Source organism: Rania fehmarnensis (assembly GCF_056494185.1).
Window position 1 is genome coordinate 4,040,827 of sequence record NZ_CM151398.1, and the last position, 24,837, is coordinate 4,065,663.

19 protein-coding genes are annotated in these 24,837 nt (G+C 54.6%); 18 read left to right on the top strand and 1 reads right to left on the bottom strand.

Translation table 11 applies throughout. The features are described 5' to 3' along the window. Positions 1-689 precede the first annotated feature (689 nt). From SH573x_RS13460 to SH573x_RS13540, 17 genes are all read left to right on the top strand, one after another. Positions 690-1,916, top strand: a complete 1,227-nt coding sequence (locus tag SH573x_RS13460; protein ID WP_479355814.1) for a mandelate racemase/muconate lactonizing enzyme family protein — start codon at positions 690-692, stop codon at positions 1,914-1,916. An 88-nt stretch (positions 1,917-2,004) separates the two neighbouring features. Beyond that, entirely contained in the window at positions 2,005-3,624 is a 1,620-nt protein-coding gene (locus tag SH573x_RS13465) for a DUF1559 domain-containing protein (protein ID WP_479355816.1), read from the top strand. A 78-nt stretch (positions 3,625-3,702) separates the two neighbouring features. After that, positions 3,703-5,310 (top strand): DUF1559 family PulG-like putative transporter, encoded by a 1,608-nt coding sequence (locus tag SH573x_RS13470; RefSeq protein ID WP_479355818.1) that lies wholly within the window; start codon positions 3,703-3,705, stop codon positions 5,308-5,310. Between the two features lie 131 nt (positions 5,311-5,441). Next, complete coding sequence (locus SH573x_RS13475) at positions 5,442-6,275, top strand: YitT family protein (protein ID WP_479355819.1); 834 nt, start codon at positions 5,442-5,444, stop codon at positions 6,273-6,275. A gap of 964 nt (positions 6,276-7,239) precedes the next feature. Beyond that, positions 7,240-8,328: a dual-specificity RNA methyltransferase RlmN gene (rlmN, locus tag SH573x_RS13480; protein ID WP_479355821.1), complete on the top strand. Its 1,089-nt coding sequence runs from the start codon at positions 7,240-7,242 to the stop codon at positions 8,326-8,328. A 124-nt stretch (positions 8,329-8,452) separates the two neighbouring features. Next, positions 8,453-9,373 (top strand): hypothetical protein, encoded by a 921-nt coding sequence (locus tag SH573x_RS13485; protein WP_479355823.1) that lies wholly within the window; start codon positions 8,453-8,455, stop codon positions 9,371-9,373. A gap of 78 nt (positions 9,374-9,451) precedes the next feature. Beyond that, the gene (locus tag SH573x_RS13490) at positions 9,452-10,189 is read left to right on the top strand and encodes a ThuA domain-containing protein (RefSeq protein WP_479355825.1); all 738 of its coding nucleotides are present in this window, start codon (positions 9,452-9,454) and stop codon (positions 10,187-10,189) included. A 13-nt stretch (positions 10,190-10,202) separates the two neighbouring features. Continuing rightward, a complete protein-coding gene (locus SH573x_RS13495; RefSeq protein ID WP_479355827.1) occupies positions 10,203-10,787 on the top strand; it encodes an FMN-binding negative transcriptional regulator in 585 nt (194 codons plus the stop codon). 307 nt (positions 10,788-11,094) lie between these two features. Continuing rightward, positions 11,095-12,921, top strand: coding sequence for an AAA family ATPase (locus SH573x_RS13500; protein WP_479355828.1), 1,827 nt, complete (start codon positions 11,095-11,097; stop codon positions 12,919-12,921). A 130-nt stretch (positions 12,922-13,051) separates the two neighbouring features. Then, positions 13,052-14,866 carry an ABC transporter substrate-binding protein gene (locus SH573x_RS13505; RefSeq protein WP_479355830.1) on the top strand — a complete coding sequence of 605 codons (1,815 nt, stop codon included), beginning with the start codon at positions 13,052-13,054 and terminating at the stop codon, positions 14,864-14,866. 121 nt (positions 14,867-14,987) lie between these two features. After that, positions 14,988-15,977 carry a vWA domain-containing protein gene (locus SH573x_RS13510; protein WP_479355832.1) on the top strand — a complete coding sequence of 330 codons (990 nt, stop codon included), beginning with the start codon at positions 14,988-14,990 and terminating at the stop codon, positions 15,975-15,977. 65 nt (positions 15,978-16,042) lie between these two features. Continuing rightward, positions 16,043-17,566, top strand: a complete 1,524-nt coding sequence (locus SH573x_RS13515) for an OmpA family protein (RefSeq protein ID WP_479355834.1) — start codon at positions 16,043-16,045, stop codon at positions 17,564-17,566. A gap of 110 nt (positions 17,567-17,676) precedes the next feature. Then, a complete protein-coding gene (locus tag SH573x_RS13520; protein WP_479355836.1) occupies positions 17,677-18,408 on the top strand; it encodes a hypothetical protein in 732 nt (243 codons plus the stop codon). Positions 18,409-18,502: 94 nt separating this feature from the next. Continuing rightward, the gene (locus SH573x_RS13525; protein ID WP_479355838.1) at positions 18,503-19,309 is read left to right on the top strand and encodes a PspA/IM30 family protein; all 807 of its coding nucleotides are present in this window, start codon (positions 18,503-18,505) and stop codon (positions 19,307-19,309) included. Positions 19,310-19,374: 65 nt separating this feature from the next. Continuing rightward, complete coding sequence (locus tag SH573x_RS13530) at positions 19,375-20,487, top strand: type 2 periplasmic-binding domain-containing protein (RefSeq protein WP_479355839.1); 1,113 nt, start codon at positions 19,375-19,377, stop codon at positions 20,485-20,487. 2 nt (positions 20,488-20,489) lie between these two features. Beyond that, a complete protein-coding gene (locus SH573x_RS13535) occupies positions 20,490-21,302 on the top strand; it encodes an ABC transporter permease (protein ID WP_479355841.1) in 813 nt (270 codons plus the stop codon). A 2-nt stretch (positions 21,303-21,304) separates the two neighbouring features. Continuing rightward, on the top strand, positions 21,305-22,243 hold the full coding sequence (locus SH573x_RS13540) for an ABC transporter ATP-binding protein (RefSeq protein ID WP_479355842.1): 939 nt from the start codon (positions 21,305-21,307) through the stop codon (positions 22,241-22,243). A gap of 314 nt (positions 22,244-22,557) precedes the next feature. Here SH573x_RS13540 and SH573x_RS13545 read toward each other — a convergent pair whose 3' ends face one another. Next, positions 22,558-23,301, bottom strand: a complete 744-nt coding sequence (locus SH573x_RS13545; protein WP_479355844.1) for a DUF6690 family protein — start codon at positions 23,299-23,301, stop codon at positions 22,558-22,560. A 367-nt stretch (positions 23,302-23,668) separates the two neighbouring features. Here SH573x_RS13545 and SH573x_RS13550 point away from each other — a divergent pair, with 367 nt between their 5' ends. Then, complete coding sequence (locus SH573x_RS13550) at positions 23,669-24,826, top strand: class I SAM-dependent methyltransferase (RefSeq protein ID WP_479355846.1); 1,158 nt, start codon at positions 23,669-23,671, stop codon at positions 24,824-24,826. Positions 24,827-24,837: the final 11 nt, after the last annotated feature.

A 24,837-nucleotide genomic window follows, 5' to 3' on the forward strand; every position in this document is an offset into this window, starting at 1 on the left:
GCGCAGATTCGCTTGGATTCTTGGGGTTTGCTGGCGAAGATTCGCCAAACATGTTGATTGAAGGCTGGACGACATTGACCTTTCAGCGAGTAAACGTTTTTATATGCGAGTCGTGAATGCGAAAGCGATTCACCTTGAGGGAAACGATTCGTTAAGGGGCTACGTGAGGCGACCTCGATCAGTGCTAACCGGCTCATTTCGGGCGCGGTCGGTTAGCGGGGAACGACGAGGTTACTTTGCGGACGCCCTTTAGCGTTTCCCCTTCTGACTCTGGAGTGCGGTGCCATGTGGCACCGCTTTGATGTAAGTAAATTCTCCAGCCGCAGCCTGAGTCACTCTGAACGCCTGGATCACCTGGTTCGCGCGGGCTGCGGTACCGTCCACGCTTACATCAAAGCTACGGCTGCGCCGCAGCACTCCAAGGAGTCAACCTTTGGAGTGCGGTGCCATTTGGCACCGCTTTGATGTAAGTACAGTCTCCAGCCGCAGCCTGAGTTACTCTGAACGCCTGGATCACCTGGTTCGCGCGGGCTGCGGTACAGTTGGTTATCACATCAAAGCTACGGCTGCGCCGCAGCACTCCAAGGTGGCCCTCCCGTGTGGTCGATCGGCATCTTAGAATGATTAGCCCACGATAGGCGTCATGCCTATGTCCCACCTGATCCCCAACTCTGAAAGTGCCCCAGACGATGCCGCGCGTTGTTGCGATTGAGACCTGTATTCCTGACACGATCATGCGAAACTTGTTGTTGGTGCGCGTGCATACCGATGACGGTCAAGTGGGATGTGGCGAGACTTATTACACGCCGACGGCCATCGAGGCGCTCATTCATGACTGGATGGCAGAACGATTGGTGGGCACCGAAGCCACCAACATCGAATCGCATTGGCGATTTCTGTATGAGCGCTGTACGGCGTTTGGTTTTCCTGGAGCGGAACTGCGCGCGTTGTCAGCGGTCGATGTGGCGCTGTGGGATATTCTGGGGCAGGTTTGTGGTCAGCCGATTTGGAAGCTACTGGGCGGCATGGCTCAGCCGCGTGTGCGGATTTACAACACCTGCGGTGGACCGGGTTATGGAACCGTGCAACCCGCTGCGCGGGCGACTACGCATCCGGGCTGGCCGGGTTACGGTGATGAAGGTGTGCCAGGCAAGTTGCAGGATAACTGGTCAGCCTTTCATGCTGCCGGCGATTTAGCGGAAGAGTTGGTCAGCGAAGGTATCATGGGTATGAAGGTTTGGCCATTTGATCGCTTCGTGCATCAAAAAGGCGGCCTGTATATTTCCACTGCAGATATCGAAGCCGGCATGAAACCGCTGCGCGAGATTCGAGAGCGTGTGGGCGATGCGATCGAAATTATGATCGAGGGCCACGGCTTCTTTCAATTGCCATCGGCCTTGCGCTTGGCCGAAGCTCTGCGCGAGATTCGACCGTTTTGGCTGGAAGACGTCCTGCGCGTCGATAACGTGGAAACCCTGGCGGACTTCCGCCGCCAATCGCGCTTACCGATTGCCGCCACCGAGATGCTGCTTGGTCGCTCGAGCTATTTAGCGCTGTTGCGAGCCGGCGCGGCCGACTATGCGATGATTGATCCAACGTGGGCGGGTGGCATTAGCGAAACGCGGCGGATTATCGATTTGGCTCAAGCCCACAATGTGCCGGCCACTATGCATGATTGCACAGGTCCTATGACACTATACGCCGGTCTGCATTGTGCGGTGGCATCCACCAACGTCGTCCTGCAGGAAACCGTTCGCGCTCATATTCGGACCTTCTACGAGCGTCTAATCGATCGTCAGCCGGTGATCGATAGCGGGTATTTGCTACCCCCGACCGACCCAGGGCTGGGGACGGCGTTTCTGCCCGAGCTGTTCGCCCCTGGCAAATTTGGCTATCGGGTCAGCGGACAAACCTAAAATCTACGCGGCCAAAATTGTTTGTGCTTTCCAAATAGTTATACTACTGGTCGCCACGATTCCCTTCCCTCAGGAGATCATACTCTTCATGCGCGCCTTAACCCACGCTCTCGGTTTATTGTTGGCTACGTGCCTGGCGTTGCCTATGTCGGCCCAGCAGCCATCGCCGGCCACTCAAGAAGTTCTGAAACTTATCGCGCCCGATTCGATAGGTATAGTGACTTGGCAACCCAAGTTGCTCATGCAAGATCAATCGATGAAATATATGCCCACCGAAGTTTTCAGTGCGGCAGGTATAAAATATTTCGGTATCGATCCACTGCAGATTGAACGCATTGACGTGTTGTTCGGTATGCCTGGTCCAGCTGGATTGCAATACGGCGGGCTGGTGACGCTCGGTCAAGATGTCCCCGCCGAGACGCTCGAGAAGTTCGAGAAATTGGACAAGGCGGTCATCAAGATCGACAACGCGTACAAGTTGGACCCGCAAGGCAACTTGATCGCTCACACTAAGAGTTCACGCCAGGTGTTGATTGGCACATCGAACTGGGTCGTGCGGGCTGCCCGCTCGAAACCAACCGAGGGTGAACTGCGCAAGTTGGTAGCGGGGCTGGGTGAACCGAGTGTGATCTCGGCCGTCGTCGCGCTTAAGCCGCTGCGAGATCTGCTGGTCAGCGCAGCTGATGCGCCGCAGTTGCAGCAGATCCCAGGCTTGGCCAGCGACATCCAGTTGCTCGCCAACAAAGTCGACATGTTGGCGTTGCGAGTTCAGCTGGGCGCCAAGCCAGTAACGGCCGTGTTGCTCGAAGCTGCTTCACCAGCCGATGCCGGTGAAGTGAAAGATGCGGTCGCACGGTTGATCAAAACAGGTAATCAACTGATGGTAAGCTCCATGCAAGAGGCTGCAGTAGATGCCGAAGAAGAGTTGCCCAAAGCCTTTGTTCAGTACATGCGGCGTATTGGTCCTGAGATTGAAAAGAATGCGGCTTTTACGGTCAATGGTAATCGGTTGCTCCTCAAGCTGGATGTGAATCAACTTACGGCTGCCCAAGGCGGTATCGTCGTCGGTTTACTGTTGCCGGCGGTCCAGTCGGCTCGAACCGCAGCCCGACGCATGCAGTCAGCTAACAACCTAAAGCAGCTACTGCTTTCGATTCACAACTACGAATCGGCCTATAAACGCATGCCTGCCGATACGGACCAAAAGGAACAGGGTCAAGACGAAGCTCCCGTCAATTTGAGCTGGCGAGTGAAGATACTGCCTTATATCGAGCAAGCGGAACTTTACAACAAATTCCATTTGGACGAACCATGGGACAGCCCGCACAACATCGAGCTGCTGGATGAAATGCCGGCCGTCTTCCTGCATCCAGAATCCAAGACCAAACCTGGCCATACCGTTTACCAAATGCCCACCGGACAAGGACTGGCTGCAGAAGCTGGCATGCGACTTGGATTTCGCGACTTTACGGACGGGCTTTCCAATACGATTGCGATTGTGGAAACCACTGACGAGGCAGCTACACCTTGGACCAAGCCCGGTGACATCAACGCCTTTGATAATCCTGAAGTATTGAGAACCAAGAATGGCAATATCCAGTTTGGCATGATGGATGGTTCGGTTCAATCGATCGATCAACAAACAGCGGCGGCGGTACTGAAAGCGATGCTAACCAGAAGTGCTGGCGAGGTCGTCAATTTGCCTTGACCTTGGTGACTTACCAAGCGTCACTCTGTTCTCGTTTCAGTACAACTACTCTCCGCTCATTTCATGCCAGGTTTAACTATGTCAACCAGATCGTGTTTGTATTCGATACTCTTGTTGTTGTCCGCCAGTCCTTTAGTCTTCGCCCAAGCCCCCGACGCAGCCAAGACTTCGTCGCCCGCACCGGCCGGAGCGCTGGGTGGGATGACCGTCAACCTCCAGCAGATGCGCAAAGAACCGACTTTAAGCCTGTTTCCGTGGGAGATCATGGATGCAGCAGGTGTCGATGCGCTGGGAATCCCACTGTCGAAGGTCGAAAAGATCGACGTCTACATGATGCCTCCACCGCGAGAAGAATTCGTGGCCGTGATTAACCTGACGGAGGCCTCTGGTCCAGAAAAACTTAAAGCCGAACTGTTGGACCTTGAAGGTGCGACCACAGTCGGGGGAAAAAAGGTCTATCCATTTTTACCTGAGCCTGACGTTGCGCTCTCGTTCGTCAATCCGCGTCAAGTGATTGTGGGCAGTGCACCTGCGGTCGAAGCTACCTTGACCACTAAGCCTGGCGCGGGTGGAGTCGCTCAGCAACTTGGACGGTTGAGCCAGGCGGGGCATATCGTGGCCGTGATTATGCCTAAAACTTTAGAGCGGCAAGTACTGAGGGACATCGATAATATCCCGCCGCAAATTCAGCCCGATGTGAAGGTGCTGCTGAGCAAGATCACCTTGGTCGCAGTGCGCACCCAAGTCGATATGAACGTTAACATTCCTGTAGTTTTCGAGACCGCCAACGATGCCGATGCCCAAGAGGTCGAAGACAGTTGGAATCGTCTCGTCGCGATTGCACTTGGTCAAGTCGACATGTTCGCAGCTCAGTTGCGTCAAGATCCCGAAGACTCGGTGGCCATGGCTCAGGCTCAATACTTGGATCGCATTAAAGGCGAAGTCAAGCAAATGTTGACCCCTAAACGCAAAGGCCCACGGGTGACTTTGCTGATTGATAACGAGGTTCTGAATTTGGCACGCGGCATAACTACGTTCCAGAATGTCAGCATGATGCTGGACAGTATGGGTGGCATGGGATTTGGCGCTGCGGGCGGTGGAGCGATACAAAGCTTGAAGGAAATCGGACTCGCCTTTCACAACTACCACTCGGCTTACAAAACCTTTCCTGTCGCCGGCGATACCGGTGCCCAGAAGCGCAAGCAGCTTAGTTGGCGCGTGATGATCCTGCCTTTTATCGAGCAGGCAGAGCTGTACAACGAATTTAAGTTGGATGAACCTTGGGACAGCGAGCATAACATCAAGTTGCTCGAAAGGATGCCAGCCATCTATATGCATCCCAAAGCCCAAGTGCCGCCAGGATACACAGTCTTTCAAATGCCGGTAGGCCCCGGGCTAATTGGTGAAGTTGGCAAACCGACCAGGCTGGCCATGATTACCGATGGCACGAGCAATACCGTGTTGATGGCTTTGTCGACCGACGAAGCAGCCGTGCCGTGGACCAAACCTGAAGACTTTAACCCGCTGGAAAACCCGGAGCTGTTGCGCGTGGAGGGCGGCAAGTTCACTTTCGGCATTGCCGATGGTTCGGTTACGAATTTTCCGGCCGATTTAGCTGCTGAGGAACTGACGGCCCTTCTGACGCGCGCAGGTGGGGAAATTTCGCCAGAGCCAAATCAACGCTGATCTGAGCCGTAAGCGCCTTACCTGAGGTTTCAAGTGTCGCGCTAGTAGCCGCAATGCGGTGCATGAGGAGCTTGCCTTTCGCAGAGCGAAAGGAGACTATACACTTGATCGTTTCGCAGGGAAGTTGAACGATGCAGCGTTGGTTGAATTTCGCTTTGCTCTTGCTGGGAACGCTGGTCGCTGATTGGGGAATCGTAGGATTTCTGTTGCCCAATCACTTCATTGATGGCGGTGTGACTGGTATCTGCATGTTGCTCGCCAAGTTCGTGGGTTTGCCGCTGGCATTCTGGATCACCGTGGTCAACTTGCCCTTTGTCGTGTTGGGTTATCGGCATATCGGCTTGGAGTTCTCAATTAAGAGCGCCGTATCGATTATGGTGCTATCTTTCTGGTTGCTCGTGATTCCTTTCACACCGGTGACTGAAGACAAGTTTTTGGGCTCGATCTTCGGAGGCATTTTCGCCGGTGCGGGAGTCGGGCTGGCCATCCGAGCCGGCGGAGTGCTCGACGGCACAGAAATTTTGGCTTTGGTCTTGAGTAAGCGTACGGCTGCGACTGTGGGCGAGCTAATACTCGTGCTGAATGTGGTGATCTTCGTGATCGCTGGCGTCTTCATTGGACCTGAGCCGGCGCTCTACTCGGTGTTAACGTACTTTGCGGCTTTCAAGACCATCGACTTCTTGCTGCACGGTATCGAAGCGTACAACGGTGTTATGATTTTCTCCAGCCAGAATGCGGCAGTTCGCACAGCCATTATCGATCAGCTTGGTCGAGGCGTTACGATTCTGAAAAGCGTCGGTGGTTACAGCGAAGCAGAACAGGAAGTACTGTACTGTGTTGTAACTCGCCTGGAACTGACCAAGCTGCAATCGCTAGTCGATGCCGTAGACGCCACGGCCTTCATCGTCATCTCACCCGTGCACGAAGTTAGCGGCGGTGTTGTGAAAAAACGCAGTTTTCATTGAGGCGTAGAGCAGCTGTCCTCAGCTGCTCAGCACCCTCTAACCAAAGTTTCTTCCGACCAAAGGACCAGCTTTACAAGTATACGACTTGGCGGGTGCCACAATGTAGAGCAGCTGTCCTCAGCTGCTCAGCACCCTCTAACCAGAGTTTCTTCCGACCAAAAGACCAGCTTTACAGTTGAGCGACTTGCCGGGTGCTGAGCGGCTGAGGACAGCCGCTCTACTGCAGCACCCTCTAACCAGAGTTTCTTCCGACCAAAAGACCAGCTTTACAGGTGAGCGACTTGCCGGGTGCCACAATGTAGAGCAGCTGTCCTCAGCTGCTCAGCACCCTCTAACCAAAGTTTCTTCCGACCAAAAGACCAGCTTTACAGTTGAGCGACTTGCCGGGTGCCACAATGTAGAGCAGCTGTCCTCAGCTGCTCAGCACCCTCTAACCAGAGTTTCTTCCGACCAAAAGACTAGCTTTACAGTTGAGCGACTTGCCGGGTGCCACAATGTAGAGCAGCTGTCCTCAGCTGCTCAGCACCCTCTAACCAGAGTTTCTTCCGACCAAAGGACCAGCTTCACAGGTATACGACTTGCCGGGTGCTGAGCGGCTGAGGACAGCCGCTCTACTGCAGCACCCTCTAACCAGAGTTTCTTCCGACCAAAAGACCAGCTTTACAGTTGAGCGACTTGCCGGGTGCTGAGCGGCTGAGGACAGCCGCTCTACTGCAGCACCCTCTAACCAGAGTTTCTTCCGACCAAAAGACCAGCTTTACAGTTGAGCGACTTGCCGGGTGCTGAGCGGCTGAGGACAGCCGCTCTACTGCAGCACCCTCTAACCAGAGTTTCTTCCGACCCATGGACCAGCTTTACAGGTGAGCGACTTGCCGGGTGCTGAGCGGCTGAGGACAGCCGCTCTACACAAAAGCAGCTATAATACTCTTCCGAACTGAACGACCTTCATACTGCTTGCCAATTTATGTCGACTTTGACTTTGCCGCATATTTTCAATCAAACTGATCAACAACTGGCAGAGTGGCTGGAGGATGCCGGGCAACCGTCGTTTCGACTGCGGCAGATCCTGGCCTGGATCTACGAGCGGAGGTCGGAATCCTTTGATGATATGAGCGATTTGCCGAAGGACCTGCGCGAGCAACTGTCGCAGGCATTCAGCTTCTGGACCACCAGCGTTGTCGCTCATCAGTCCGCCGACGATGGCACCGAGAAGCTCTTAGTTCAGCTGCCCGATGGCGGTCGCGTCGAGTGTGTTCTGTTGCGGGATGGGCAACGTCGTTCGATTTGCATCAGCAGCCAGGTAGGCTGTGCGATGGGTTGCGTTTTTTGTGCAAGCGGACTCGATGGCGTCGAACGCAGCTTGACGCGTGGCGAGATCCTCGAGCAAATGCTTCGCCTGCAACGATTGCTACCGCCCACGGAACGACTGAGCCATATCGTCATGATGGGCATGGGTGAGCCACTGGCGAACCTGGACAATGTGTTGGCCGCACTCGAAGTTGCCAAGTCACCCATTGGACTGGGCATCAGTCCTCGACGCATTACGATAAGCACAGTTGGTCTACCGTCGGCTATCGACAAACTGGCCGCGCATGCGACACCGTTTCACCTAGCCATTAGTTTGCATGCACCCAATGACCAACTGCGCAATCGACTGGTGCCCGTGAACAAGAACATCGGCATCGATGACATCATGGCTGCGGCTGAACGTTACTTTCAAGCCACCAGTCGTCGTTTGACTTTCGAATATGTGCTTTTGAGTAACATCAACGACACGCCGCAATGCGCCGAGCAATTAGCCGCATTGCTAAAGGGCCGCACGAGTATGCTGAACGTCATTCCGTACAACCCAGTTGAAGGTTTGCCGTATGAAACGCCTTCGTCGGTGGCCCGCGCCCAATTTCGGAAGATCCTGGTGGATGCAGGTATCAACGTCCAATTCCGCGAACGCAAAGGCGATCGTATTCAGGCCGCCTGCGGGCAACTAAGACGTAAACCCGGTGAGACGCCCAAGCGTTTCGTAGAATTAGAACCACAGCTGAAGGGCACTTGATTCCCGACCGCTTTCGGCTTTCGGTTTCAGTCTGCATCTCACGAACCAAATCAAGTTGGAGACCTTCATCATCCGCTGCAACCTAACCACGACTCTGTCGGTCTTTTTGAGCTTGGCGATGCTCGTGAGCGCGACTGTGCAAGCCGACGTGCCCTTGGCTGGAACAACCATTGTGTTTGCCACGCAGGACCAAGCCGCAGAGTTTCTAGGCGCGGCTGATGATTTTGTCCATGCTCTCAGTGCCTTCGATCGCGCCGCCCGGCTGAAAGCGGCCAAGCCTGTAACAGAAGCCGAATACCTCCAGTTCGTGCGCCAACAGACACTTGATTGGACCGACCAGGAGCGCGAGTCGCTGACTGAGGACCTCAAGGCTATCAACAAGAAACTGGAAGGGTTCAAATTGAACCTGCCCAAACCGGTTCTCTTGATCAAAACCACCGGTTTGGAAGAAGGCGGCGCGGCCTACACGCGCGGCCCAGCCATCATCTTGCCTAAGCGACTGGCGAGTGCCAAACGCGGACGTGAGTCACTGCTGCTGCATGAGTTGTTCCATGTGTTGTCGCGCAACGACGCTGAACTGCGTGAAAAGCTGTACAGCACGATCGGCTTTCAGAAGTGTGACGAGGTTGAGTTGCCTGAAGCGATGCAAGATCTAAAGCTGACCAATCCAGATGGTCCGTTTAATAATCATTGCATCCAGGTCAAGCACAACGCGGGCAACGTCTGGGCCGTACCGATTCTGTTCTCTACGGCTAAGTACGATGCAGAGAAGGGCGGCGAGTTTTTCAGCTACATGAACTTCAAGCTACTCGTCATCCAGCCACCGCAAGCCGGACAGCCCACCCAACCGCTGCTCGAGGTCGGCCAACCAATCCTGCTCGACGCCAAGACCACCGAAGGTTACATGTCCCAGATCGGCAACAACACTGGTTACATTATTCACCCCGATGAAGTCCTAGCCGACAACTTTATTATGGTCGCCAACGGCCGCAAGAATGTAGCGTCGCCTGAAGTGCTGACTAGAATAACAGAGTGCTTGAAGTAATTTTGTCTCCTTTCGCTCCGCGAAAGGCACATCCTTTTGCGGAGCAAAAGGAGACACTACACCGGGCGGCTTAAAATCATGCGAACATTGGCTCTGGCTTTACTACTGCTGTTCTCAACCACGATCGCCGGTGCCGAGCCGGTGAATATTCTGCTGATCACCGGCGGCTGTTGCCACGACTACGAATTTCAAACTAAATCGCTGCGCGAAGCATTCGAAGAAAACAACGTAGCAGCCAAATGGACAGTGATTAACGAAGGCGGCAAAGGTACCAAAGCCGAGATTGATTTGTATAACAATCCCGATTGGGCCAAAGGCTACGATGTGGTTATCCACAACGAATGTTTCGCCGATACCCTCAGTCCCGAATACATTCGCAAGATCACGCAGGCGCACTACAACGGAGCCAACGCGGTGGTGATTCACTGCGCGATGCATACCTATCGAGCCAGCTCGATCGATGACTGGCGACAGTTCTTGGGTGTGACCAGTCGGCGGCATGATCATCAATCGAACTACCCGGTCAAAATTGTCGCGCCCGATCATCCCATCACGCAGGGGCTGAAAACCGATTGGGTAACGCCCAAAGATGAACTGTACATCATCGAGACAGTGTGGCCCAAAGCAACCGTGCTGGCGACGTCCAACAGTGAGAAGGATGGCAGTTCGCATCCAGTGTTATGGACGAACCAATATGGCCAGGCGCGTGTCTTCGGTACGACCTATGGTCACAGCAACGAAACATTTGCTGATAAGAACTTCCGCAAAGTACTAGTGCAAGGCATCAGTTGGGCGGCCGGGAAACTAGGAAACTAAAGCGAGTCAGCAGTTGTATACGCCTGGCAGTTTCAAAGTCGACGACCCACAAGTTCTGCAAGACTTCATTCGCCAACATAGCTTTGCCACCTTGATCACCTGTGAGGCTGGCGTGCCGCATGGAACGCATTTGCCCATGCTGCTGCAAGGGCCGGCCGGCGAGGGTGGCTTGCTGCTGTTCCACATGGCGCGGGCCAATCCACAGTGGCGGCACTTCAATGAAACTACCGAGGCCTTGGCCATCTTCACCGGACCGCACGCATACATCTCTCCCAGCTTCTATCAATCGACGCCCAATGTACCGACTTGGAACTACACCGCGGTTCATGTCTACGGTTACGGCCGACAGGTGGCCGATCAGACGCGGTTCGCCGAGATGTTGTCCCAGTTGGTCGACTTCTATGAAGCGGATCGACCAGACCGCTGGAATTATGATATCCCGACGGAGTATCGCGATAAGTTGATGCAGTCGATCGTGGGTGTGGAGCTGCAAATCACGCGTGTCGAAGGCAAATTCAAACTCAGCCAGAATCGTCCCGAAGAGATCGCCCACGTCCGCCAGGCCCTAGGCAACAGCGACCTCGGCAAACTTATGTAGAAAAATTTCAAACGCAGAGAGGCGGAGGATCGCAGAGAAGGGCAGTCTGATACGAATCAAGTAGTACCGGAAAGTCCAATCTTCCGCATTTCCTCTGCGGACTCTGCGTTCTCTGCGTTTAAAGAAGGAAGCTGCTAAGCGCTGTAGTCCATGCCATTCGAAGCAGTTCAACGTCCAGGTCAGCGACTTGCCGGGTGCTGAGCGGCTGGGGACAGCCGCTCTACGACGCAGGCTAGAAGGCTGGGGTACATGCAGGCTAGAATGTCGGCTTTGATTGCCACACAAGAAATGAAAATAGAAATTTAGCATGTCGACTAGCCAGGCCGAGACTACTGCTCCGACTTACCCGTTCTTTTCTCAGCTTGCGCGAATGATTAATTCGGGCCAGGCCCGTTCGATCATCATCGCCGGCAATGTCAACGATTTATACTTCGATGGTGACAAGTACGTGCCGCTGGTCTCGTTCTTGCTCACTAAAACCAAGGTAGCTGGCATTCTACATGTGGTGTACGAACTCAATGGCCCAGTGCGGCTGAGCGAAGAAGATCGATCGAAGTTGCGCGAGGCCTGGGCGGCTTGGAAGACGGGCGTGGATGCCGGGTCGCTGCCAATCAAGGATCTGACCAACGAAAGTTCCAAGATTGAATTGCGTCGCCGCGAGTTCGATCAATACATGCGTGATGCAATTGGCAATGCCACCGCAGCGCTCGAGTTTCTGCGTCAGTTAACGATCTGTTCTCGTCAGACTCTCAAACAAAATCTGCTGATCTTTATCGAGGCGGCAGACATGCTTTTGCCAGCTGGCGATGGCGATGTGGCGAAAATGAACGATATGCTGGTGCGCCGCGTGGCGATTGTGACCGATTGGTTCAGCGATCCAGACTTCTTTTCCGGCCGCGATACCGTGTGTCTGCTATGCGAATCGCGCAGTTTGATCCATCCGCGGATTAGTCGGCTGCCTCAGGTGCTCTCGGTCGATGTACCAGCGCCGGATATGCAAGCCCGGGCTCACTTCACGACTTATCAATTGCGGCAACCGACCACGGCGACCATTCCAGTTCCTGATTCACCGCAGTCACCGTCCGGCGCGAGCGAGAGCAGCGGACATTCGAATTGGTTGGCTGAAGGCACTGCGGGGCTAAGCATTCATGCGCTGCGGCAATTGCTGTTAGCTGCAGCCTACAACCAGCGGCCTGTTTCCCGGCCCGATGTTGTCTTGCAAGTCGAACAGTTCATTCAAGCTCAACTGGGCGACGATGTCGTCGAGTTCAAGAAACCTGTGCATACACTCAAAGACGTTATTGGGTTCTCCAAGTTAAAGCAGTTCTTGACCGACTACATGATGCCGCGTTTGCGATTGCCCGATGACCGAGCGCTGCCCGGCGCGGCCATCGCTGGTCCCATCGGTGGCGGTAAGACGTTTATCTTCGAAGCGGTGGCTGCGGAACTGGACATGCCCGTGTTGGTACTCAAGAGCATTCGTAGTCAATGGTTCGGACAAACCGATGTCATCTTTGAACGGCTCAGGCGGGTGTTGGAGGCCTTGGAGAAGGTCGTCATCTTTGTAGACGAAGCCGATACGCAGTTCGGCGGAGTGGGTGAAGGGACGCATGAGACCGAACGGCGCTTGACCGGCAAGATTCAAGGAATGATGAGCGATCCGCGTCTGCGTGGCAAAGTGATTTGGTTGCTAATGACAGCGCGCATTCACTTGCTGTCGCCTGACATTCGACGTCCGGGACGCGTGGGTGATTTGATCATCCCGGTGCTGGATCCCACCGACCAAGACCGCGTCGACTTCATCAAATGGATGCTCAAACCGGCTGGGGAAGTAGGGACCAATCTGGTTGACTGGCTTGACAAAGATGGTCTGCCGACTGGTTTTTCCGCCGCTGGTTTTTCGGCTCTGCGCAGCCAAATCAAAGCCTTGCCGCCTGGCAGCGAAGAAGAACTGAAGGCGATTGTGAGGGACTTCATCCAGCCTGCTATCGAACAAACCAGGCGTTACCAGACTCTGCAGGCCCTGGTCAATTGTACGCGTCGCAGCTTGTTGCCCGATCCCAACGTAACCGATGAGCAGCGCGCCCAATGGGAACAAGAAATCAGCCACTTAGAACAGCTGGGCATCCGTTAGGCGGCCGGAGACCCCGTGCATAAACTGACGAATCCTTAGCCACACTCAGAGTCGAATCGTTACACTAAGTGGCTCACGCGCTTACCGTTCGATTTGAGATGGCTGATTACTGAAAAATAGGACTTTTCGCATGCGTACAATCATCTTGATGTTGGTGGCCCTGACATTTGCGTCAGTCGGCTCCGCTCAGCAAAGTTTCCAGGAACTCGTCGGCAATACACCAGTCGGCCCGGTCGAGAAGTCCAAGCCGATCAGCGTACCGTTCATTACCTGGGGCGGCGACGTTGCGACCTTCTTGGCCAACGGAGACCTGCGAACCCAGGCCGGTTCGGAGTATCAAAAGCTGGGCTTGGACCTGCAGTTGGTCCCGGGCGATGACTTCGTTGGTCAAGTCAAGAACTACATGACGGGCAAGACACCATTCTTGCGCGGCACGGTACACATGCTGGGTCAAGCCAGTGAAGTGCTGAGCGCCGATCCGCGAACCAAGCCTGTTATTATCCTGCAATTGTCTTGGAGTGCCGGCGACCACATCGTCTCGCGCGAAGGCATCAAGAGTCTGAACAACCTCAAAGGCAAAAAGGTAGCTTGTCAGCAAGGTGGCCCGCACGTCGGTCTGCTGTATGATTCACTCAGCGCGGCTCAGTTGACCAAGAGTGATGTCACCATCGTCTGGACGAAGGATTTGACGGGCCCCGAAGGAGCGGCCGAACTGTTTCGCAAAGACAAAACCATCGACGCCTGCTGTGTGATTACTCCCGACATGTTGGGACTGACCGGTGGCTTTGATGCAGTCGGCAGCGGAGCCGAAGGCACGGTGGAGGGGGCGCACGTCATCAACAGCACGCAACAGATGAGCCGCTCGATTGCGGACGTCTATGCAGTGCGCCATGACTGGTATCAAGCCAACAAGGAACAAGTCAAAAAGTTTGTGGCTGGTTATTTGAACGCCACCAACCGCACGGTGGTTATGCGCAAGAGTTTTGAAGACTCCAAAAAGCTCAGCAGTGAATATCGCAGTCTGTTGACTCTCAGCCAAAAGATTTTTGGCCCAGCTGTGCTACCGACGCTGGAAGTCGACGCGCACGGTTTGCTACTGGATTGCAGTTTTGTGGGGCTACCTGGGCAGATTGCATTCTTCGAACAAAGCGGCAATCTGAGCGGCTACGAAGCGAAGATGAAAGAAGCGCTGGATCTGGCGACGGGTTGGGGATACGCCAAGTCGCGGCTGGGCTTTGAGCCCAGTGGTCTGGACTATCACGAGATCGCCAAGTTGGCCGGGTTGAATTACGAAGCTCCGACGGCGGCTGAGCGCTTTTCAGCAGCCGAATCGACCGATGTCTTCTTCGGTGCCAACCTGGACGCCAACACCATCGTCAGCTTTACCATCAACTTCGAACCCAACGAACAAGAGTTTTCGGCTGATCGTTATGGTGCAGAATTCAATCGGGCTCTAAAGGCCGCTTCGACATTCGGTAACGCCCGCGTCGTGGTTCGTGGGCATTCGGATCCTACCAAGACCTTGAAGGACTTTATTACCGCGGGCATGCAACGCGGCTTGATCAAGCAAACGGGGACCACTGGCAACTATCGTTACTTCTACAAAGAGCAGCCGCTGGACTTAGGCAACATCAAAGAAGTCATGAAGATGATCGAGTCGGGCGCAGTGGGTGGTGGCAAAGATGATCCAATGGTCACGATGCAAGCCGCCCTGGCACTCTCGAAGGCACGAGCCGACAAGGTCAAGGCTTCGCTACTGTCGTTTGCCAAACAACAAGGCGTCACGGTTGACTTGTCGCAGATCACACCGGTCGGCGCTGGTATCTCTGAACCGGTCATCGCCAAACCGCGTTCGATGGACGAAGCCAAAGAAAACATGCGCGTGGAGTTCCGCATCGTCAAAGTCGATGCAGAATCGATTACGCCCACCGATTTCAATTTTTAGCGCCCCTGTGGCATAGGCTTCCAGCCTGTGTCCAATGTGGCATAGGCTTCCAGCCTGTGTGCTCTGCATCCTAACCTTCCCCCCTGTGACCACGCATCAACAAAGATATGAGTTGATCCTGATGCAACTGTTTAAACGATCAGTTCACAACGTCAACTTCCGCGCGGCGATGCGCCGATCGGCATTGGGGACGTTATGTTTGATGCTTGCGCTGGCATGTGTGCCACTGAGCGCCGGGCAAACTGTCGTAGTGGTACTGGATGACTCCGGTTCCATGGACAAGCAGATGGACAAAAATGTGCGGCGAATGGCTGCGGCCAAGCAATCGCTGGCCAGCGTGCTGCGCAACTTGCCATACGATACCAAGGTCGGCGTATTAACGCTCAATTCGACTGTCAAAGGTTCCCACTGGATGTTGCCGATCGGATCGCCCGATGCCAGCCGTTGGGCTCCGCTGCTGGAACAAGTCCGCGCCAAAGGTGGCACGCCGTTAGGGCAATTCGTCAAAGAAGGTGCGGATGAACTGCTGAAGCTTCGCGCGCATGAGCCCTTTGAAACGTACCGACTGTTAGTGGTCACTGATGGCGAAGCGACCGATGCGCCGTTCCTGGCCAGCATTCTGCCAGATGTTGTCTCTCGCGGTATCAACCTGGATGTGATCGGGGTAGCCATGAAGGAGCAGCATTCGCTGGCCCAGTCTTCCCATACGTATCGCTCGGCCGACAATGCTCAGAGCTTGACCGAAGCGCTCAGCGAAGTATTTGCAGAAACGGGCAGCAACGATCAAGCGGCTCAGGCCGATTTCGACCTGATCAGCGGTATGCCTGATGATGTTGCCTCTGAGGTCGTTAAGGGACTATCCACGCCGCGCAATGACCCCATCGCCGCAGTAGCTCCCTCAGATCTCGGTATGACCAACGTGCCAGGCAATGTGCCGCCCTTTTCAACCGGAACACCTGGGAACGCTCCCACGGCCCAGCCGAAAAGCGGAGTCGGTACGGTAGTCAGCGCGATCTTGAGTACGATATGTTGTTTCGGGAGTTTCTGCTTCATTTTGCTGATCGTCGTCGCCATCGTCTTGAACGCAGTCAAGAATCATACGAAGAGCTAAGAATCGGTCTGCAGGGTTTTCGAGTCATCGGAGTGACGAGTGTTTGACCAACAGGTTGTATCGCTGTGAGTAAAGCTAAAATATTTCTGGCTTCGCTGGTCTGGCTAGTCATCCTGACCATCGCCGTACTTTTGTATCGGCTTTGGTGGAAGCCCTCCGAAGAGGCGAAGCAAGCTCAGCGTGAGCAGGAGATCGTCGATGCGACCAGTTCTTCGACCAGTTATCAGCACACAATCAAACTGGGGCTGGATGGATTCTCTGGTTATGCCCTGCTGCGCAGCCCTGGGTTGGCCAGTCAATTGAAATCGAAAGGTATCAAGCTAGAGATTGTGGACGATGGTGCCAACTACGGTGAGCGGCTGAGCGCGCTGGCCGACGGTCGCTTGCAAATGTCTGCTTTCCCAATCGATGCGTTATTGTCAGCCACAGCGGCGCGCAAGAACATGCCCGCGACGGTGGTTGCCTTGATCGATGAGACGCGCGGGGCCGATGCAATTCTAGCTTATCGCGAACGCTTTCCGAATATCGACTCGCTCAACCGACCGGACACGCGGTTTGTATTGGTGGGTGGCTCGCCCAGCGAAACATTGTTTCGCGTACTGCTGCATGACTTCAAACTCGACCGTGTTTCAGCTCAATCCATTTTGTCGGTCAAAAGCGGTGAAGAAGTAATCAGTCGTTACAAAGCTGCCCAGCCCGGTGGCAACGAAGTGTACGTCACCTGGGAGCCTTACGTCAGCCAGCTCAAGGCCAACGAAAATATGAGCGTACTGCTGGATACGTCGCGTCAAAGTGGTTACATCGTCGACAGCCTGGTCGTCAGCCGCGACTTCTTGATCAAGAATCAAACGGTCGTGCGCCAAGTGCTGGAAGCCTACTTTACGGTGTTGTATGAGACCAACGAGAAGGATACGTGGACATCCACGATCGAATCCGACGCCAAGGCCATTGGATCCCCGCTAACAAGCGCTCAAGCGGCGGAACTGGTCAAAGGTATCCAGTGGAAAAACACGCAAGAGAACCTGGCGCATTTTGGTTTGGTCAACTCATCGGTTCCCAGTGTCGAAGACATGATCGATCGCGTTAAACGCGTATTGGTCGACACCAAAGCCTTTCCAGCGGATGCGCAACAAATCGACTCGACCAAGCTGTTCACGGAGCGCGTACTGCGTGAGCTCAACGATTCAGGCTTTGTGCCTGGTAGCACTTCGGAAAAGATTCGTTCGGGAATCTTGTTACCGGAGCTGACTGAGGACCAGTGGAACAAGCTGGCGCCGGTGGGCACAGTCTCTTCACCACCGCTGATCTTTGCGCGGGGTCGGGCAGCCCTGACCGAATCCAGTCAATTGGTGCTGGATGAGTTGATCGACAAGCTGAATAGCTGGCCCACCTATTACGTGCGCGTCGTCGGCAATTCGGGCTCGGTCGGTGATTCCGAGGCCAATCGCAAGCTAGCCGGCGCGCGCGCCGCTGCGGCGGTCGATTACCTGGTGGCCAAAGGTGTACCACCACAACGAATCAAAGCACAAACTGGCGACAGTCTGGGCGAAATGTCTGTCACCTTTGTGTTTGGGCAGATACCATATTAGTCTTTCGCTGGTAGTGGCCAGGGCTGGGAGTTTCTGCAGAGAAACACTGCAAGTAGCCAAGATTGGCTGAAAGCCTATGCCACAGATACTGACCTGCTTTTGGGCGCCCCATGGATCCGGTTAAGAAAAAGGTTATCTCAGAACTCTTCTTTGCCCCCAGTGTGGTGTTGCCGATTGTGGCCGGGATCAGCGCCGGCTTGCTCTCTTGGGCCGGTGGCGGCGTCAACTATCTCAGCGCTGTGGCCGTGGCTGGTATATTGGGTGGTCTAGGATGGATGGCCACGCGCATCATCTTCAAAATCGAAGAGATCACGGAGGCGGCCATGAAGCTGCACTTGTCTCAGAAGCAGTTGGCGACTCAAGCGGAACTAGATCAATTGCACTCTCAATTGGTGACGGATGGCGACCCCCGCACACAAGACTATTTGACTTTGTTAAGATCTTTGCGCGACGAATTTGCGGAGGTGAGCAACCAGGCTGGTGTAGCTGGTCGAAGTCAGCAATTGGGTGATCGAATTGGCGAAGTCTTCCAAGGCTGTGTCGATCAACTGCGCGAGTCATTGCGCTTGCGACGCCTGGCGATGAAGCTCGGTGGCGCGACGCGTCGCAAGATTGAATCGGAGCGAGAACAACTGATGCAGGAAGTTGCCACCGCCATCGACCACCTGCGACAGACGATTCGCGAATTCAACGACCTGATTAAGAAAGATATCCGCGCGGACTTAAGTACCCTACGAGGTGAATTGGAAACGACCTTGCGCGTGGCCAAGTTGACCGAACAGCGTTTGCGCGAGTTGGAATCTGAGACGCAACTGGATAGCCCTGAATCCGTTCGAGAATAAAATTATCCGGGCCCAAAAAATTTGTAGCGCCTAACTGACCAGGCATTTGGGCCACCAGAACTTAGCACGTCAGCAGTAGCAGAGGAGCCACAACATGTTCAAAGCCGTTGGCAAGTACTTTCGAGCCGTTTGGTACTTGATGACCTTTCGCGTCGACAAGGCTAGCGAAACCTTGCGTATGAATCCTGGAGTAGTTTCTGCCAACTACGATCGCATCATCGATGAAAAGCGTCAGCGTCTGAACCAATACAAAGACGCCGTCAGCGCGATGATTGCCCAAGAGGAATCCAAGAAGGAAAAACTGCGTCAGGTAACCGAAGAAATCGGCAAGCTCGAAAAGCTCCGCTCCGGCGCGGCGGCCAAGGCCAAGAAACTGGTCGATCAATACAACGGCGATAGCGAAGCAGTCAAACGAGATCCCGAGTACCTGAAGTGCCAGGCAGCTTTCAAAGATTTCTCCAGTACATTGGCTGAAAAGCAACAGCGGGCCACCGAGATCGATGATGATCTGAAGCAACTGGTGGCCAATGTCAGCGGACACAAAACGCAGATTCAATCGCTCATGCGCGATTTGGACAAACTGAAGGAAGAAAAGCACGACGCCGTGGCCGACATCTTGTCCGCTTCGGAAGAGAAGCAAATCGCGGACATGATGACCGGACTGTCGAACGATCGCACCAGCGAAGAACTTCGCGAACTCCGCGAACTCCGCCAGAAATCGTCCGCCAATGCCCGCGTCAGTCGCGAACTGGCCGGCATGGATACCAAACGTGCCGAAGCGGAATTTATGGAGTACGCCCAGTCCAGTGACGCAGACGATGAATTCGATGCCCTGATTGGCTTGGCTAAGAAGGAAACTCCCGCTCCCGCCCAGCAAGAATCCAAGATCCCTGAAGCGTAAGATTGTCCCCTTTCGCTCCGCGAAAGGCACGGTCAAACACGAACCCCATTTGGAGAAGTTCAACTATGAAGATTACTCATAAGCTACTCTTGTTGGTAACGATGACCACCTTGGCTGTCGGTTGCTCGCCCGCCAATAAGTCTTCAACCGATGGCGGTTCGGCAAGTGGTGGCGGCGGCGGACCCGCTCCACAGTTCTCGCTCGCTTGGAGCGAGTATCCATCTTGGAGCGTGTTTGATGTGGCCAGTGGCGAAGGGCTGCTCAACGGCGCTGCCGGCGAACAAGGTGAGTTGGAAAAGAAGTGGAATGTCGACGTGGTGCTGAACCAAGCCGACTATGACCCCTGCATCCAGCAATACGCCAACTCCGCCGTCGATGCTGTCTGTATCACGAACATGGACATCCTGGCTCCCAGCATCGGTCGCCATAGCGTGGCCATCATGCCGACTTCAACCAGCGTCGGCGCCGATGCATGTATCGCCGTTGGTATCAACGACATCGCTGGTCTAAAAGGTGTGAATACCTACGGCTTGGAGAAGAGCGTTTCGCAATACTGCTTTGAACGCTGCCTGGAAATGGCTGGTCAAAAGCCTGAGGATTTCCCGTTTGTTACCAAAGATCCAGGCGTGGCGGCTACTGGTATGCAAACCGGTCAAGCGGACTTCAAATCGATTATGGTTTGGAATCCGTTTGTGATTCAGACCCTGCGAAAGCGGGCCGATGCTAAAGTTCTCTTCGATTCCTCGAAGATCCCTGAAGAGATCATTGACATGGTGGTCGTAGGCAAAGACTCACTTAACAAAGCTGGTGGCAAGCGCTTCGCGTACTGCATTGCGGAAGCTTTCTATCGCGTCAGCAAGTTGATCGAAGATCCAACCACTTCGGATCGTGCCCTAGTTGCACTGGGCGCCAAGTTCGGCGGCTCGCCGCTGGAAGATATGAAACTGATCGTAACGCAAACTCAGTTCTACAAAACTCCAGAGACAGCCTTGGCCCTCTTCGAAGGCGACAAATTCCGCCAAGAGACCATGCCGCACGTGGTCGACTTTTGCCAGTCACATGGAATCACCGACAAGAAGCCCACGGTCAGTTTCACCGCTGGCGACTCGCAGTTGACTTTCACTAGCGAGTTCATGACCGGGCTGCGCGATGGCATTCAACCAGACGCTGTGAAGTAGACATGATTCGCAGTCCGATCCCCTACTGGTTGACGATCACGCTCGGAATCGCGGGCGTGTTCATCGTAGCCCTCGTTTACGAGGGCTTGTCGATACGCCAGACTCGAATCAATCCCGATCAGACAGTGGTGCCGGGAGTGACTGGCATCTTCAAAGGTGTAGTGAAAGTTCTCAAGCCGCAAGGCACTCCCGAGAAGCCCAAGCCCAGCTGGCTGTGGGAAGATTTTAAAGCGACCTACTGGCGACTGTTTCTCGGCGTGATGTGCGGCATTGCCATGTCCATCATTGTCGGAGTAGCGGTGGGTGCTTACACGCCCGTGGAGGCATCACTCAATCCGATGATTACCTTCATGGCCAGCGTGCCGCCCACCGCCATGCTGGGCGTGTACATGATTATCTTCGGTACGCACCTGGCAGCCTACGTGGCCCTGGTCGCCTTTGGCATGTTCTTTTCCATGGTTCAAGCAATTGCCCAGGCAGTACAGACTGACGTTAGTCAAGATCACATCGATAAAGCCTACACCCTCGGGGCATCGGAAGCGGAAGCCCTACTGGAAGTTGTCTGGCCCCAAGTTTTGCCGCGGGTCATCGATGCCATCCGCGGCCAACTCGGTCCAGCCATGATTTACTTGATTGCTGCAGAAGCGTTATTCGCCGCTGAAGGCTTTGGGTACCGCATCAAGATGCAATCACGTTTTGCCAACATGGATGTGGTGTTTGTGTATCTGTTTGTGCTGGGTGCCAATGGATTGATTCTGAATTCGCTGTTGCTCAAGTTGCGACGCTGGTGGTTCCCCTGGTTCGGAGACAAGTAACCATGGAACGCGTCTCGCAATCCATTCAGAGTGATGTCGCCTTGGAGGTCAAAGGGTTGTCGCACTGGTATGGCGACAACCGAGTACTCAACGGTATCAACCTGAAGATCCAACCGGGCCAGATTGTGGCCTTGGTAGGTCCCAGCGGTTGTGGCAAGAGCACGTTGCTGAAAGCCATCCTGGGTACCGATCCAGCTAAAGAAGGGCAAGTGATTGCCAACGAACGTGTGATCACCAAACCGTCGCGCGATGTGGGCATCGTGTATCAGCACTACACGTTATTCGACTTCCTGACGGCTGAAGGCAACGTGGCTTTTGGTTTGAAGCTCGATAAGACTTCGCTACTGTATCGCTACTTTGGTTTGCCATGGTGGCTGAAGGACCGGCAAAATCATTTGCGACAGGCCCGCGAATTTCTCAAGCATGTCAGCTTAGAAGCTGCCTGCGGTCATTATCCATCGGAGTTGTCGGGTGGCATGCGACAGCGCGTCGCCATCGCACAAGCGTTGATCGTCAAGCCGCGACTATTGTTGTTGGACGAACCGTTCGGGGCACTGGACGAAGCCACACGCGAAAGTTTGCAAGTCATGCTCTTGAAACTTTATCAAGAGAATTTGCACGCGATCCGCGAAGGTCGCGAGCCCGAGACCACCATCTTGATCGTGACACACGAGCTTACAGAAGCTCTATACGTGGCTGATCGCGTCATCGGCTTGTCACGCTTTTACGAAGGCGGCGACCGAGGAGCAACAATCGTCTACGATCGCCCTTGCCCAGTCTTCAAACCCGATGAACCCAAAGATCACCAACGATTGGTCGAGCAGCGCGAAGAACTTCGCAAAGCCGTATTCGATCCAACGTACATTAAACGCCACGAAAAGTACGTATCGTTCTGGGACGAACTAGCTCGCCAACAAGCCGAAACGCCGATCAAGAGATAACCGTCACGTGGCGGTCACCTCCCCAAGGCTTCGCCTTGGGGAGGTCGAATCGAGCGCAGCAAGATTCGGGAGGGGTCCTGGCACGTAGCCGATCTCGCCAAAGTCTGGCGACTGTTAAGGGTTCTGGGTGGCACTGGCTATGCGCAGCATTGCCAGTGCTCAAAACGAAGCGTCTGATATTCGATCTCTCGGTTGCACAAACCAAGGAGATCGAAGTTTGTAAGCATCCTTTGTAGCCGATCTCGCCAGAGATTGGAAATCGATTGGTGACGCGTCCAAAGTCTGGCGACTTCGGCTACAGTCTGTATCGAAACCTACCAGCGATTACTCATATGCCCTTGGGCCATAAATTGTCGGGCTTCATCGCTCAGCCCGTAAGGGATACTGGGCTGGTTGAGTTCGAGGAACACTGTGTAACGCGAGTGCTCGGCGGTTGAGTAAATGATGGGAGCGGGCGCGATATGCAGTACGCTCGAGGGCTGACCATTCCATTTGATCAGGTACAAACCGCCACCTAGTGCGGGCTCTTGCTTGAGCTGATAGTAGCCTTGCAGGGTTTGCACGACTCGCGCGGGATCGCCGGTGAGCGCGTGAATTTTAACGCGCTGCAATCGCTGGTAGCGATCAAAGTAATACGTCAACGTGCCAGCCAGGTCACCAATTTCGGTGCCTGTAACCAGCGGCACGCGCAGGCCATCAAAGTGCAAGTCGGCCAAGACGGTACTGACGCGAGCAAAGCGTTGCGGCACCCACTGGGGAGTAATATCAAAACGCAAAACTTCCCGCAGATCTTGAACGGCGGGGCCAGTTAGCGTCGGATTGGGAGCGATCGATTGCAGTTGATCGACCGACGGCGTACCTACATTGAAGTTCCACAGCTCTTGGGTCGTAGTGCCAGGGCTGAGCGGTGAAGTCGCTGAAGATGTACTCATCAATGACCCTGCAGCTTGCCGTGCCGATTGTCCTGCATCCGTTTCATACAACACATACGGACCACCGGCAGCTCCGGCCAACAGTAGTGCGCCGATAACGGGTTTCTTCAGAAGTGGGGTAAGCATGATTTCACTCCAAGTATGTAGCCATTGGCTGTCGGGCGACGAGGCCACGTGCTTGCCTGGGACTGACTCTCTATTTTCGTCTAGCCGACCAAGCGCACTTGCGGCTTGTTCGCATCAAGCGAACGAGCGCCCTATTCGACTTGTGCGCCAAAAACACGCGAGAATCGGAGGCAAATCCGCGCGATTTTACTTGTAAATCGTAAAAGAGCTCTTTCTCCCGTAGCCGAAGTCGCCAGACTTTGGACGAACTACAGTAACGCCTCCCCGTAGCCGAAGTCGCCAGACTTTGGATGATCTACCATATCGCGTCCAATCTCTGGCGAGATCGGCTACGAATCGACACCCATCTCTGGCGAGATCGGCTAACATGAATACAGAACAACTAAACTGGTTAATCCAAGCTGGTCGGCGACTGCTCGCTCAGGACAGATCGACAAGCTTACATCTAAATGCCTGGCAATCGGCGTTGCTGGACGAACAGTCCAAACTGCGACATCGCAGCCGTGACCGATTTCCGGATCCGGCACAGTGGCTGTGGACTGATCGCAGTCTGCAACAAGCATCCGATTGGCAGTGTGCTTCATTCAAGGCGCAGTTGCTGCCAGTTGGCGGTCCCATCGTTGACGCGTGCTGTGGAGCCGGTGCCGATTTAGTGGCCTTGGCTCAACGTCATCTCCACGTGCTGGGTGTTGATCGCGACTTGGCCATGCTCCAGCTTGCTCGGTCGAATGTGGACGCACATCAGTGCGACGCCGCTTATCTGCAAGCCGAACTGCCAACGTGTTTCGGAGATCTGAAAGACGCCTGTTTGCACATCGATCCTGATCGTCGGCAGGGTACCGGGCGCGACACGCGGACCACGCATGGTGAAGCGTTTAGTCCCGCGTTATCCGACTGTATGACGCTCGGCCTGCAGAGCCGCGCGTGCATCATCAAACTGGCTCCCGCCACGCAAATTGATTTATCGGCGGATTGGTCGCGCTGCTGGCTGGGCACCTCTCGGCATTGCCCTCAGCAATTGCTGCTACGCGGTGAATTGACTAATGTCCTCCCTGCCGGTTCAATAGCCGCAGCCTTAGTTGGCGAAACACCACAACTCTACATCGGACAACCAACCCGTTTCTGTAATCGCACTGCCACTGCCGGACAGTATGTTTACGACTTTCATCCAGCCCTATACGCTTCCGGACTGGCCTCGTCTTATGCAGTCGATAACGCCCTTGTAGCGCTCTGTCATCCCGCCAACTACTTCACGGCCGACCAGGCGATTATGTCCCCTTGGATGCAGACGTATCGAGTCGTAGCCGAAATGTCATGGGACGACCGACGCGTACGCAAGTGGCTGCGCGAGCATGCGGCAGGTATCGTCGAAGTCAAAACGCGGCACGTATCACTTAATGCCAACGACCTGCAAGTCCGGCTGAGCAACACCGACAACGCAGAGGGCGAGAGCTACACGTTGTTACTCTACCAAGCGGGCAAGAGCATCAGACTGATCATAGCCTCGCGGATAACATTGGCTTGAACTCAACGCTC

What these genes read in the sequence shown, in the direction of transcription:
- SH573x_RS13460 (WP_479355814.1), top strand. Translation starts at nt 690, where the DNA reads ATGCCGCGCGTTGTTGCGATTGAGACCTGTATTCCTGACACGATCATG.
- SH573x_RS13465 (WP_479355816.1), top strand. Translation starts at nt 2,005, where the DNA reads ATGCGCGCCTTAACCCACGCTCTCGGTTTATTGTTGGCTACGTGCCTG.
- SH573x_RS13470 (WP_479355818.1), top strand. Translation starts at nt 3,703, where the DNA reads ATGTCAACCAGATCGTGTTTGTATTCGATACTCTTGTTGTTGTCCGCC.
- SH573x_RS13475 (WP_479355819.1), top strand. Translation starts at nt 5,442, where the DNA reads ATGCAGCGTTGGTTGAATTTCGCTTTGCTCTTGCTGGGAACGCTGGTC.
- rlmN (WP_479355821.1), top strand. Translation starts at nt 7,240, where the DNA reads ATGTCGACTTTGACTTTGCCGCATATTTTCAATCAAACTGATCAACAA.
- SH573x_RS13490 (WP_479355825.1), top strand. Translation starts at nt 9,452, where the DNA reads ATGCGAACATTGGCTCTGGCTTTACTACTGCTGTTCTCAACCACGATC.
- SH573x_RS13500 (WP_479355828.1), top strand. Translation starts at nt 11,095, where the DNA reads ATGTCGACTAGCCAGGCCGAGACTACTGCTCCGACTTACCCGTTCTTT.
- SH573x_RS13505 (WP_479355830.1), top strand. Translation starts at nt 13,052, where the DNA reads ATGCGTACAATCATCTTGATGTTGGTGGCCCTGACATTTGCGTCAGTC.
- SH573x_RS13510 (WP_479355832.1), top strand. Translation starts at nt 14,988, where the DNA reads ATGCAACTGTTTAAACGATCAGTTCACAACGTCAACTTCCGCGCGGCG.
- SH573x_RS13520 (WP_479355836.1), top strand. Translation starts at nt 17,677, where the DNA reads ATGGATCCGGTTAAGAAAAAGGTTATCTCAGAACTCTTCTTTGCCCCC.
- SH573x_RS13525 (WP_479355838.1), top strand. Translation starts at nt 18,503, where the DNA reads ATGTTCAAAGCCGTTGGCAAGTACTTTCGAGCCGTTTGGTACTTGATG.
- SH573x_RS13530 (WP_479355839.1), top strand. Translation starts at nt 19,375, where the DNA reads ATGAAGATTACTCATAAGCTACTCTTGTTGGTAACGATGACCACCTTG.
- SH573x_RS13535 (WP_479355841.1), top strand. Translation starts at nt 20,490, where the DNA reads ATGATTCGCAGTCCGATCCCCTACTGGTTGACGATCACGCTCGGAATC.
- SH573x_RS13540 (WP_479355842.1), top strand. Translation starts at nt 21,305, where the DNA reads ATGGAACGCGTCTCGCAATCCATTCAGAGTGATGTCGCCTTGGAGGTC.
- SH573x_RS13545 (WP_479355844.1), bottom strand. Translation starts at nt 23,301, where the DNA reads ATGCTTACCCCACTTCTGAAGAAACCCGTTATCGGCGCACTACTGTTG.
- SH573x_RS13550 (WP_479355846.1), top strand. Translation starts at nt 23,669, where the DNA reads ATGAATACAGAACAACTAAACTGGTTAATCCAAGCTGGTCGGCGACTG.